This is a genomic window from Bacillus sp. FSL M7-0791 (assembly GCF_038627085.1).
Taxonomy (GTDB): Bacteria; Bacillota; Bacilli; order Bacillales; family Bacillaceae; genus Bacillus; species Bacillus safensis.
In genome coordinates this window covers 2954131-2966706 of sequence record NZ_CP152022.1, presented here as the reverse complement: position 1 = coordinate 2966706, position 12576 = coordinate 2954131, and the positions used below count along the sequence as shown (strand labels likewise).

Here is a 12576-nt window from a genome sequence, read left to right as displayed (position 1 = left end):
TTAAGGAGACATGTCTTTTTTTGTGATAGATTGCAGGTGCATCTGCAGTACGGAGCGTATGAGCTGAGGCGGTATGCGTTCGGGCTGCACGATTCCATTCAATGCAAGCCCATTGATGACCGCATAAAGCCGCTCAGTTTCTAATAAAAGATCGATATCAGTTAGCAACAGCCCATCCTCTTTCAATTTCATTAAACAATATTGCACCGTTTGGAATAGCTCGTCATACATCTTTGCATTGAGCGGCTGTAGATCTGGTTCAGTCAGCGCCTTGACTGTAAAAGCCTGCCACACCTCCATTTCAAATTTTCGCTCTTCATCAAGTGGAAGAAGCTGCTCCAATAAAGTGAGGACATTTTCCTCCGTTGAACCGTTTAATGAAAGCCCTGTAATCCGCTCCTTGACTCTTTCCTGAATTAAATTCATAGAGAAGAGAAATAACTCTTGCTGTGTGGAAAAATAATGACGCATAGAGCCGGCTGAAATTCCAGCTTCGACTGCTATTTTTCGTACAGAAGCGTTTTCCAATCCCTCTTGTTTAATCACTCTCATTGCAGCTTGAGCGACCTTTTGTTTTTGTTTATGGTGATCGACGATTTTTGGCATACATTGATTTTAGCATAGCTGTTGTTTTTTTAACACAGATGTGTTATTTTTTATTTAATACAATCGTATTAAAAAGGATGTGGAGAAATTGGTCGGGTTATTGATTGTGGCATGTGAAATTGGTTTTTGGCTGTTTATTCTAATAGGCTTAACGCTTCGTTATGTGTTTAAACAGAAAAAGTGGGGTGCTTTTTTTCTTGTCTGTACGCCAGTTTTAGATCTCATCCTTCTTGCGGCTACTTATATAGATTTAAGGCAAGGGGCTGTGGCGAGTGTCATCCACGGGCTTGCGGCTGTTTATATTGGTGTGAGCCTTGCCTTCGGACATCAAATGGTGAAATGGGCAGATGCTAGGTTTGCCTATCGATTTGCAGGAGGCCCTAAGCCAAAGGGAAAACCAAAGTACGGGAAAGAGCGGTCTGTGTATGAAATGATCGGCTGGGCGCGGCATTTCATTTCTTATGTTATTGGAGCGGGGCTGTTATATGGATTAACCTATCTCATACAAGCACCAGAGCGGACGGAAGCGCTGATGCAGCTTGTCAATACATGGGGGATGATCTTAACGATTGATTTCATCATTAGCATCAGCTACGTCATTTGGCCGAAAAAGCATCCAGAAAATATAACAGGCTGACAAAAAAGACAGGCGAATTCACTCCGCCTGTCTTTTCTTATGATGACAGCCCTTTGTAAATGGTGTCGATATTCCATTTCATCATCTTATAGTAGCTGTCTCCATCTTCCCCTTCTTTTCCAATAGAGTCGGTGAAGACTTTTCCTTTGATCGGAACCCCGGTTTCCTCAGAGAGGCTTTCAAGGCTGCGTTTATCAACACTTGTTTCAAGAAAGAGCGCAGGAACTTGATGATCTTTGACAAAATGAATAATGCGCTTCATTTGTCCTGGTGTTCCTTCACTTTCTGTGTTGATCTCCCAAATATAGCCGGCTTTCAATCCATACGCCTCTGCAAAATATTTGAATGCCCCTTCACTTGTGACAAGGAGTTTTTTATCTTTTGGCAGCTGATCAAACTTGTCTTTTGCTTCATCGTGAAGAGCTTGAAGCTTTTTGATATAGGCTTCTGCATTTTTTTCGTAATCCTCTTTATGTTCAGGGTCCGCTTGAATGAGCGCATTTCGGGCATTTTGGGCATAAAGGATCCCGTTCTCAACATTCAGCCATGCGTGAGGGTCCTGCTGGCTTTCAAGGCCTTTTGAGGACAAATGCTTCACTTTGACGCCTTTACTCAGCTCGGCTACAGGTGCATCATCCCCGTCCTTGCCGCTCGATTCAAGCAGCTTTTGAAACCAGCCGTTCCCTGTTTCAAGGTTCAAGCCATTATATAGAACAAGGTCTGCATCCGTCGTATACTGAACATCCTTTGGCAGTGGGTCAAATTCGTGTGGATCTGTACCAATGGGAACAATGCTGTGAATAGAGACATGCTGCCCACCTACTTCCTTCACAATGTCATAAAGAATGGAGTAGGTCGTGACAACTTTTAATGTGCCGTCATCTTTACCGGAATTACTTTGCTTGGTCGAACAGCCTGCGATGATCATAAGGGCAATGAATACTGCGGTCAAACGGATAGCAAATACCTTCTTCATATATGTCCTCCTTTTACATAGACGCTTCCTTTCTTAAGTGCGTTCGTTTTCGTTTAGATTTTAATGATCTCCATAGAATGCCTTGCTTTGGTGAAAAGATAAAGGCACTGCCGAATAAAATGGTCGCGACCAGCACGATGGAAGCGCCAGATGACAAGTTATACGTAAAACTAAGCCCAAGACCTACGACAGCAGAAACAGCACCGAAAAAAGCAGATAAATAAATCATGATCCAGAGCCGGTCCGTTAAGAGATAAGCGGTGGCTGCCGGCGTGATCAGCATGGCAACGACAAGAATAATCCCAACGGTTTGCAGTGATGCAACGGTCACAAGGGTCAATAAGGTCATGAGAAAATAATGAATCATACGATTCGGCAAACCGTAAACCGAAGAAATCACCGGATCAAATGAACTAATGAGCAGTTCCTTGTAGAAAACAATGACGGCTAGCAAAATAAAAATACCGATTCCCAGTGTAATCCACATATCAGATGATCGAACAGCTAGAACGTTTCCAAATAGAATATGATATAGATCACTTGAACTTTTCAAAAATGTGATCAAAATAATTCCGATTGAGAAAAAGGCTGTAAAGACAATGCCGATGGCAGAATCATTTTTTATGCGGCTGTTTTGACTCACATAACCGATCCCAATCGCTGTTAACACGCCAGTTAAAACGGCCCCGAAGAAAAAGTTAATTCCAAGCATATAAGAGATGGCGACCCCTGGCAGTACGGCATGAGAAATGGCGTCTCCCATCAGAGCCATGCCGCGTAAAATGATAAAGCAGCCGATAACGCCGCAAATGATGCCTACCATGACGGATGTAAATAGCGCTTTTTGTAAAAAAGCATATTCAAAGAGTCCGGTTAAAAATTCCATTACACGTCTCCTCCTGCTGATTTTAAGAATGGCAGCTGTGTTTCATATGCTTCCAGCATGATCTCTGGGCGAAGGATGTCATGTACAGGCCCTGCTTTGATGAGCTTTTTATTTAACAGAACAAGATGGCTGAAATAATCATCTGCCTTACTCAAATCATGATGGACAACCAAAATGGTTTTCCCTTCATCTCGCAATTCCTTCAAAATGCGAACCATCGTTTCTTCACTTGCCATATCAATCCCGACAAATGGTTCATCCAAACAGAAGAGCTGTGCGTTTTGAGCAAGTGCCCTTGCAAGGAAGACACGCTGCTGCTGTCCGCCGGATAACTCACCGATTTGTCTTTTGGCAAAGTCCTGCATCCCGACTTTTTCTAAACAGTGATACGCATATGCCCGGTCTTCTTTTTTTGGACGTTTGATTAGTCCGAGCTTCGGATATGTTCCAAGTAGTACGGTATCCAGTACATGAATCGGAAACGTCCAATCTAAATCATTTCTCTGCGGTACATAGGCGATCTGTTTTCTGACTTGTTTAAAGGGCTGTTCAAAAAAAAGAATATCCCCTTGGTCTTTTTCAATGAGATCCAAACATGCCTTGAGTAACGTCGATTTACCAGCACCATTTGGACCGATGATTCCTGTCATTGTCCCTTCCTGTATGGAAAGAGAGACGTTCTCTAATGCATCCTGTCCGTGATATGAGACATGAAGACGGTCGATTGTTAAAGCATTTGACATCTCTTGCGGCCCCTTTCAATCATCATTGCGCTTCCTAAAGATATATGCATACATTAAATAATTTTGACTAAAGGATGAAATGATTCTCTAACGCTAATTTGTTTCCTTAGGGAAACTTTTATTTTATTCTAAGCGTTTGTCCTTCTTTTGTAAAGAGAAAAACTGCAAACGATCGTTTTTATGTTATGCGGGGAGGGGGGGACATGAGCTTGGTTTATTGAAAATCCGTGTGACAGAATTGGACACAAAAAACCAATGATTTCTTCAGAAAGGATTGACAGAAGACAAGAACTCTTCATATAATAAAGGTAATCTAATATATGAATATATGTTCATATATAAAGTTCTTGATTTTTAATAGGTTTCATCGATCCAGGGAACGTTACTTATCATATAGAAAAAAGGTGAGAACATGAAAAAAATGAAGGATGAATACGTATTAAGCGGTCTTGATTGTGGAAACTGTGCACGTAAAATTGAAACAGGTGTCAGCAAAATGGATGGCGTTGAAGCTTGTTCCGTTAATTTTGCGACAGGGACATTGACTGTCACACATGCAGATAAGCAAGAAACGATGTCAAAGCGTATTGAAAAAACGGTTCAGTCCATCGAACCTCATGTGAGTGTATCACCAAAAGAAGAAGGACATCACCACGATCATGATCATGGGACAAAGAATTTAAAAGCGATTGTGCTGAAATTAATTGGCGGTGCAGTCATTGGAACAGCAGCTTATTTTATACCAGAAGATGGCTTGCTGAAATTTATCATGTTTTTCGCAGCGTATTTACTAGTCGGCGGTGATGTGGTTTTTAAAGCGCTGAAAAATATCGTGCGCGGCCAAGTATTTGATGAAAACTTCTTAATGACCATTGCAACAGCTGGCGCTTTTGTCATTCAGCAATATCCAGAGGCACTGGCAGTGATGCTGTTTTACCAAATTGGAGAGCTGTTCCAAGGGGCAGCAGTGAATCGTTCAAGACGATCCATTAGTGAATTAATGAATATTCGCCCTGAATATGCGAATCTCAAAGTAGGAAATGAAACGAAAAAAGTGAAGCCGGAAGAAGTAAAAGTCGGTGACCGTATCGTCGTAAAACCGGGCGAAAAAATTCCACTTGATGGTCTCGTCATTGAAGGCTTTTCACTCGTGGATACCTCTGCATTAACAGGTGAGTCTGTGCCGCGGGATGTAGAAGCAGGGAAAGAAGTTCTTGCAGGATTTGTGAATCAAAACGGTATTCTTGAAATTGAAGTGCAAAAAGGGCTAAGCGAATCAGCAGTGACGAAAATTTTAGATTTGGTTGAAAATGCGAGCAGCCGAAAAGCACAGACAGAAAACTTTATCACAAAGTTTGCAAAATACTATACACCGGCTGTCGTTGTATTAGCATTGCTGCTTGCCTTTGTGCCGCCACTTCTCATTCCATCAGCTCAATTGTCTGACTGGGTTTACCGGGCACTCGTTTTCCTAGTGATTTCTTGTCCTTGTGCGCTTGTCGTGTCCATCCCATTAGGATTCTTCGGGGGAATTGGGGCAGCTTCTAAACGAGGTATCCTTGTAAAAGGAAGTAACTATCTAGAAGCACTAAACTCTGTGAGCTATGCTGTATTTGATAAGACGGGCACACTCACAAAAGGGAACTTTACGGTGACCAATATCGTGACAACGAGCGACAAGTGGTCAGAAGAAGAGCTGCTTTCTTTTGCAGCTTTAGCAGAAGCCCACTCCTCACATCCGATTGCTGAATCGATTAAAGCGGCATATGGTTCGCCGCTTGATGAAAGCAAGATCGAAGCATATGAAGATATTGCGGGACATGGAATTAAAGCAACCATCAGTGGTTCCCAAGTGTTAGCGGGTAATCATCGCTTGATGGAACGAGAAGGCATTTCATATGAAAAAGAAAAACGAAGCGGAACGGTTGTGTACATGGCCATTAACGGTGAGTTTGCCGGATCGATCTTGATTGCAGATGAATTAAAGGATGATGCAATTGAAGCGGTCTCAGCTCTAAAAGCATCTGGCATTCAAACAGTCATGCTGACTGGTGATGCCAAGCAAGTTGGAACAGCGGTCGCCCAGCAAATTGGCATTGATGAAGTACATGCCGAATTATTACCGCAGGATAAAGTAACGAAATTAGAAGAAATTGATCAGAAAAAAGCGCCTCAAGAAAAATTATTATTTGTTGGGGACGGCATTAATGATACACCGGTATTAGCAAGAGCAGACATAGGAATTGCGATGGGCGGACTTGGTTCAGATACAGCGGTAGAAGCGGCTGATATCGTCATTATGACAGACCAGCCGTCAAAAGTTGCAGAAGCCATCGCTGTCGCTAAACGAACAAGAAGAATTGTATGGCAGAATATTGCATTTGCTCTTGGGGTTAAAGGGGTTTTCCTATTACTCGGAGCATTTGGTATTGCGACCATGTGGGAAGCCGTCTTCTCGGATGTCGGTGTGACTGTACTCGCTGTTTTAAATGCCATGAGGGTAATGAAATAAAATTGTTAGGAAAAATTCATGAATACCATCTTTCATAATGAATCCCCTCTTGTTAAAATAGAAGAAGTTGGATAATGGCATTATTCTAAGCTATTATCCTTTTTCTTTTGAAGGAATGAAAAAGATAAGGTAGGTGCTTATGTGAGTAAAAAAAATAATCAATCATCATCCATTAAATTTGCTGTCATTTTAACCATTATCGCAGCTCTTCTCATCGGATTATTCGTCGTCATTGGAAATAACAACAGCAAAGAAGCACAAACGGTTGACAGTAAGCCTTCTATTAAAGGACAGCCTGTCATGGGAGATAAAAACGCAGCCGTACAAATCGTCGAGTTTGGGGATTATAAATGTCCATCATGTAAATCATTTGAAACAGACATTTTCCCAAAGCTGAAAGCGGACTACATAGATAAAGGCGATGTATCATTTTCGTTTATTAACTTGCCACTTCCTGTTCATGGAGATGGCGCAGTGCTGGCAGCACTAGCTTCTGAAGAAGTGTGGAAAGAAGATCCGAAAAACTTTTGGGCATTTCATGAAGCTGTCTATCAAGCACAGCCAGATAGTGAAGCAGAATGGGTCACGCCTGCTAAGCTGACAGAGCTAGCGAAAAAGACAACAAAAATAGATACGGACAAGCTTAAAGATAACCTATCAAAGAAAACATATCAGCCGCAGCTGAACACAGACGATCAGCTTGTGAACCAATATAAAGTGAATGCAACACCAACTCTTTTCATTAACAATAAACAAGTCGAAAACTTTTATGACTATGATGAAATCAAAGAATTAATTGATCAAGAGCTCAAAGGGAAAAAATCATGAAGAATAAGCTTGTTTACTTATACAGTGCTTGGATCGTTTCTATCGTTGCGACGATGAGCAGCCTGTATTTAAGTGAAGTAAAGAAGTTTATCCCATGCGATATGTGCTGGTTTCAGCGTATTTTCATGTACCCGCTCGTGCTTTTACTTGGAATTGCGACATTCAGAGGCGATGTGAAAGTGAAATATTACGTTCTGCCTTTGGCTGTGATCGGCGCTTGTTTTTCTATCTATCATTATATGGAACAAAAGATACCTGGCTTTGCATCGATTCGCCCTTGCCTGAGCGGTATTCCTTGTTCCGTTGATTATTTGAACTGGTTTGGTTTTATCACCATTCCACTACTAGCCCTTATTGCATTTATTCTCATCATCATTAGTATGCTGCTGTTAAATGCAAAAGAAGATTGAAAGAGATAGCCTGCTTATAAGCGGGCTATTTTTTATTTTTGCAAAAAGATAAAATTTAAAGAAAATTTGTATTGCTTTTCACCTGTGTCAGATATACATTAAGGGAGTAGTGTTAGATGATCAGATAAAGGTAAGGAGATAAGCGGAAAATGGCATGGGAAGTCTTAAGTATCATTGGCATTGTCGCATTCGCTATTAGTGGTGCGATTGTGGCAATGGAGGAAGAGTACGATATTCTTGGTGTGTACATTTTAGGGATTGTGACAGCATTTGGCGGTGGAGCGATTCGGAATCTATTAATTGGTCTGCCTGTGTCTGCTTTATGGTCACAGGGCAAAATGTTTACGATTGCCCTTGTATCCATTACGATTGTGTTTCTTTTTCCAAAGCTTTTGCTCAAGCATTGGAGCACATGGGGGAATTTCTCGGATGCGATCGGTTTAGCAGCGTTTGCGATTCAAGGCGCATTATTTGCTGTGCAAAGAGAACTCCCGCTCAGTGCAGTTATTGTGGCAGCCATTTTGACTGGAAGCGGCGGCGGAATTGTGCGTGATTTATTAGCAGGGCGAAAGCCGCTTGTGCTAAAAGCAGAGATTTACGCCGTATGGGCAGCCCTTGGCGGCTTATTCGTCGGACTCGGCTTAGCACAAGGAGAGCTTGCTTTATATCTGCTGTTTGTCATCCTCGTCGTATGCAGAGTTTGTTCCTACTTATTCAAATGGCGTCTTCCCGCCAGGTCTTATTTTTTAAATAAAGGGTAAAACGAAAAAAGGGCGATTCCGCTCTTTTTTTTGTGTTTAATAAGAGCTGAATATCAGCAGATGATGGAGTTTTCGTGTAAAATAAAAGCAGGGTCTTTTGTTCATCATTTGAACAATACATATGATGAAAATTTTGTCAGCTGGCTGAATATCTAGATTCAGCCTTTTTTTGCCTAGATGGATTGTTATGTGTTGGTTTCACTTTTTGCGGAATACTAAAGAAGCACTTCTGAGCGGACGGATGGATGAAATGAACACATCTTTTGCATGTAAGCAAAACTTGACGAAAAATATACATAGGAGGGACATGTACTAGTGGAGATTTTTTTGGCAGTGCTCGTACTACTGGCACTCATTGCAGTATCTAATATTATCAATCGTTTTGTCCCCTTTATTCCCGTTCCGTTAATTCAAGTGGGCTTAGGAATATTGGTGGCAGCTTTTCCTTCAGGTTTACATATTTCTTTAAATCCTGAACTCTTCTTCGTTCTATTTATTGCGCCGCTGTTATTTAATGACGGGAAGCGTACCCCAAGGGATGAGCTATGGAAATTAAGAGCACCGATTCTTCTTTTAGCGCTTGGTCTAGTGTTTGCGACCGTCATTGTAGCGGGATATACCATTCATTGGATGATTCCAAGCATACCGCTTCCAGCCGCTTTTGCGCTTGCAGCAATTTTATCACCGACAGATGTGGTGGCAGTAAGTGCTTTATCCAGCCGTGTGAATATGCCAAAGGGCATCATGAGACTGCTGGAAGGCGAAGGGCTGATGAACGATGCATCAGGACTTGTCGCCTTTAAATTTGCCATTGCTGCAACGGTGACAGGAGCATTTTCAATTGCTCAGGCATCCTTTAGTTTTGTACTGATTGCAGCAGGCGGGTTATTGACTGGATTTATTCTATCCTTTTTTATCATTCGTTTTCGCTATTTTCTCCGCCGTTTAGGAATGGACGATGTCACAATGCATATCATCCTGCAAATCCTTACACCATTTGTGATTTATTTAGCAGCGGAAGAAATCGGTGTATCCGGAATTTTAGCCGTTGTGGCTGGCGGTGTGACACATGCCATTGAACAAGATCGAATGGAAGCGAATTTAGCCAAACTGCAAATTGCTTCATCAAACACATGGAATATTATTTTATTTATTTTAAACGGACTTGTTTTCGTCATACTTGGATTGCAGATTCCAGATGTATCTACAGTTATTTTCCAAGATGAATCCTTTAACAACATGCAGGTGATTGGTTACATCTTAATTATTACACTATGTCTCATGGTGCTGCGGTTCTTATGGGTATGGCTGTTCTGGGCAGGAAAATGGAGTGCAACAAAAAAGCAAAATGTGAAAAAGCCGAAGTTTCGCGCCTCGATGCTCATGACATTCTCTGGTGTCCGCGGGGCTGTGACATTAGCCGGTGCCTTCTCTATCCCATTTACGCTCGCGGACGGATCACCATTTCCAGAGCGGCATTTGATTATCTTCCTCGCAGCAGGCGTCATCTTATGTACACTCATTTTAGCCAGTGTGTTACTGCCTCTTTTATCTGAGAAAAAAGACAAACAAGTCGACGTGGACTTGGATACAAAGATTCAGCATGCGAAACGAAAACTGCTGAGAAGTGCGATTAAAACGTTAAAAGAAGGGATGAATGAGGACAACAGGGAAGTATCCCTTGCACTCATCAATGATTACCGAATGAAGCTGAGAAATATCCAGCGTGAACCATACCAATTCGGGATGAGAAAACAAGAGCGAAAAATCAGACTGCACGGCATCAAAGCAGAACAGATGAAACTTCAACAATTAATCGATGAAGAGAAAATTGACAAGGAAGAAGCCTATGAGCTGCAAGAGAGATTTCATGAGCTGGAAATGCTGTATTCAAACTCCTTCAAAATCCGTTTTTCAAAGGTGAAGTTTCTCCGCTTGCTTCAATGGCTGCAATTATGGCGGCCGAATCAGCACATTTCAAGCGGTATTTTAGAAAAAGAGGACGCGTACAAACAAATCCGTAAGAAAACGGCTGAGGCTGCGGTAGACTCGATCAAACAGCATATGACAGATGAAAACCAGCAAACGTGCCACCAAGTGATTGGTTTTTACAACCAAGTGATTTACCGCTGTGAACACGGTCCAAGCTTCTTCCAGCAAAAAGACCGTTCATTTGACCGAAAGAAAAAAGAGCTTAACTTCCAAGCTGTACAGTCGATTCGAAATGAAATTCAAACCTTATATGAAGATGGTGAGATCAACCGTGATATTGCCCATCATTTAAGGGAGTATATCAATGACATGGAAGCTGTTCTGCTCACCAATACGTGATGTTGTCATCTTCTCCCTCGTGTTTTATGATGAAGAAAGAGAACGAGCAGAGGGGAGATCAATGATGGCGTATTATGGAGCGATTGAAGCTGGGGGTACAAAATTTTGTTGTGCAATCGGCAATGAGCATGGAGACATCTTAGAGGAAATGACGATTCCGACAGAGCACCCAGAGAAAACAATACAGCAGCTTATTCCATTTTTTAAGCAGCATGACATTGCAGCATTAGGGGTTGGCTCCTTTGGACCCATTTGTGTTCAAAAGGATGATCCTTCATACGGTTATATTATGAACACGCCGAAAGTGGAGTGGAAGCATTATCCGTTCATTCCTGAGCTTGAGAAGCAATTAGGTGTCCCAGTATCCTTTACAACAGATGTCAATGCCGCAGCACTAGGTGAATTAACAAAAGGGGCAGCCAAAGGGCTAAGCAGCTGTTTGTATATCACGGTCGGTACAGGCATTGGTGCGGGAGCTGTTGTGAAAAATGAGCTTCTACACGGCCATTCACATCCTGAGATGGGACATATCCTTATCAGACAGGATGAATCAGATCCGTTTGCAGGTGTCTGTCCGGCACATGGAAATTGCTTAGAAGGGCTGGCAGCTGGACCAGCGATTGAGAAAAGGTGGGGAAAACCCGCCAAAGAGCTTACGCAGGAAGAAGCGGTTTGGGCACTTGAAGCGGATTATTTAGCGCAGGCGCTTATGCAGTACTCACTCATTTTAAGCCCAGAGCGCATCATCATGGGCGGAGGCGTCATGAAGCAAAAGCAGCTATTCCCACTCATTCGAGAGAAGCTGGCTGCTTATGTCAATGATTATGTGGATCTGCCGCCGCTTGATACATACATTGTCTCCCCCGGGCTTGAGGACAAGGCTGGCATGACAGGTGCGCTGCTCTTAGCCGTCGAAGCGAAGAGAAACGCCTGATAATAGAGTTTTGAAGCACAACATGAGATAATGAAAGAGATGGAATCTATAAAAAAGGTGGTTGTTAAAATGGTCAAAAGCTTGAATGATACCGTAACATTGAATAACGGAGTCGAAATGCCTTGGTTTGGTTTAGGTGTATTCAAAGTGGAGGACGGCAATCAAGTGGTAGATGCCGTAAAAGCAGCCATACGAAACGGATATCGCAGCATTGATACGGCAGCTGTTTATAAAAATGAGACAGGCGTAGGAAAAGCGATTAAAGAATCTGGCGTGAAACGAGAAGACTTATTTATCACATCTAAAGTATGGAACACAGATCAAGGCTATGAAAAAGCGCTTGAAGCGTTTGACGCAAGCTTAAACCGATTAGGTCTTGATTACTTAGACCTCTATTTGATTCATTGGCCTGGACCAAATGCAGATACATTTAAAGACACATGGCGCGCACTTGAGAAGCTTTATAAAGATGGGAAAGTCAGAGCCATTGGAGTCAGCAATTTCTACATTCAGCATTTAGAAGAGCTGTTAAAAGATGCTGAGGTTGTTCCAGCTGTGAACCAAGTTGAATTTCATCCGAAACTGACACTTGTTGAACTGCGTCAATATGCAAAGGAAAAAGGCATTCAAATTGAGGCATGGTCTCCGCTGATGCAAGGGAAGCTATTAGATCATGACGTATTGAAAGACATTGCTGCACGCTACAACAAATCTGTTGCTCAAGTCATCTTGCGCTGGGATCTGCAAAGCGGTGTCGTGACAATTCCAAAATCAATCAATGAAGAACGCATTAAACAAAATGCAGACATCTTTGACTTCGAGCTTTCCAAAGAAGACATGGAAAAAATCGATGCATTAAACAATAACGAACGCGTCGGCTCAAATCCAGAGACGATGACGGTTGGGTTTGAATAAATAATAAAATCCTCTTTCTTATATGAGAAAGAGGATT

General features: G+C 42.1%; 12 protein-coding genes. 8 read left to right on the top strand and 4 right to left on the bottom strand.

The genetic code is table 11. The features are described 5' to 3' along the window. Nucleotides 1-606: a TetR/AcrR family transcriptional regulator gene (locus tag MHI08_RS15340; protein WP_024426047.1), complete on the bottom strand. Its 606-nt coding sequence runs from the start codon at nucleotides 604-606 to the stop codon at nucleotides 1-3. 88 nt (nucleotides 607-694) lie between these two features. Between MHI08_RS15340 and MHI08_RS15335 the strand changes: the two genes are divergently transcribed. Further along, complete coding sequence (locus MHI08_RS15335; RefSeq protein ID WP_034623874.1) at nucleotides 695-1243, top strand: hypothetical protein; 549 nt, start codon at nucleotides 695-697, stop codon at nucleotides 1241-1243. Nucleotides 1244-1280: 37 nt separating this feature from the next. Here the strand turns inward: MHI08_RS15335 and MHI08_RS15330 are convergent, their stop codons facing one another. Genes MHI08_RS15330 through MHI08_RS15320 form a run of 3 tightly spaced genes read right to left on the bottom strand, consistent with a single transcriptional unit; the run spans nucleotide 1281 to nucleotide 3848 of the window. Beyond that, nucleotides 1281-2219, bottom strand: coding sequence for a metal ABC transporter substrate-binding protein (locus tag MHI08_RS15330; protein WP_034623873.1), 939 nt, complete (start codon nucleotides 2217-2219; stop codon nucleotides 1281-1283). Nucleotides 2220-2232: 13 nt separating this feature from the next. Further along, complete coding sequence (locus MHI08_RS15325) at nucleotides 2233-3105, bottom strand: metal ABC transporter permease (protein ID WP_342499731.1); 873 nt, start codon at nucleotides 3103-3105, stop codon at nucleotides 2233-2235. Beyond that, entirely contained in the window at nucleotides 3105-3848 is a 744-nt protein-coding gene (locus MHI08_RS15320; protein ID WP_041107786.1) for a metal ABC transporter ATP-binding protein, read from the bottom strand. Before MHI08_RS15320 ends, MHI08_RS15325 begins: the two co-directional genes overlap by 1 nt. A gap of 412 nt (nucleotides 3849-4260) precedes the next feature. Here MHI08_RS15320 and MHI08_RS15315 point away from each other — a divergent pair, with 412 nt between their 5' ends. The 7 genes from MHI08_RS15315 (at nucleotide 4261) to MHI08_RS15285 (ending at nucleotide 12539) form a co-directional block, all read left to right on the top strand. Beyond that, the gene (locus MHI08_RS15315; RefSeq protein WP_342499730.1) at nucleotides 4261-6360 is read left to right on the top strand and encodes a heavy metal translocating P-type ATPase; all 2100 of its coding nucleotides are present in this window, start codon (nucleotides 4261-4263) and stop codon (nucleotides 6358-6360) included. A 141-nt stretch (nucleotides 6361-6501) separates the two neighbouring features. Then, the gene (locus MHI08_RS15310) at nucleotides 6502-7188 is read left to right on the top strand and encodes a DsbA family protein (protein WP_044331353.1); all 687 of its coding nucleotides are present in this window, start codon (nucleotides 6502-6504) and stop codon (nucleotides 7186-7188) included. After that, on the top strand, nucleotides 7185-7598 hold the full coding sequence (locus MHI08_RS15305) for a disulfide oxidoreductase (protein ID WP_024423464.1): 414 nt from the start codon (nucleotides 7185-7187) through the stop codon (nucleotides 7596-7598). Before MHI08_RS15310 ends, MHI08_RS15305 begins: the two co-directional genes overlap by 4 nt. Nucleotides 7599-7747: 149 nt before the next feature. Then, complete coding sequence (locus MHI08_RS15300; protein WP_024423463.1) at nucleotides 7748-8359, top strand: trimeric intracellular cation channel family protein; 612 nt, start codon at nucleotides 7748-7750, stop codon at nucleotides 8357-8359. 315 nt (nucleotides 8360-8674) lie between these two features. Next, entirely contained in the window at nucleotides 8675-10690 is a 2016-nt protein-coding gene (locus MHI08_RS15295; protein WP_103131617.1) for a Na+/H+ antiporter, read from the top strand. A gap of 64 nt (nucleotides 10691-10754) precedes the next feature. Next, entirely contained in the window at nucleotides 10755-11624 is an 870-nt protein-coding gene (locus MHI08_RS15290; protein ID WP_024423461.1) for an ROK family protein, read from the top strand. Nucleotides 11625-11693: 69 nt separating this feature from the next. Beyond that, nucleotides 11694-12539, top strand: a complete 846-nt coding sequence (locus MHI08_RS15285; protein WP_024423460.1) for an aldo/keto reductase — start codon at nucleotides 11694-11696, stop codon at nucleotides 12537-12539. The last annotated feature ends 37 nt before the right edge of the window (nucleotides 12540-12576 follow it).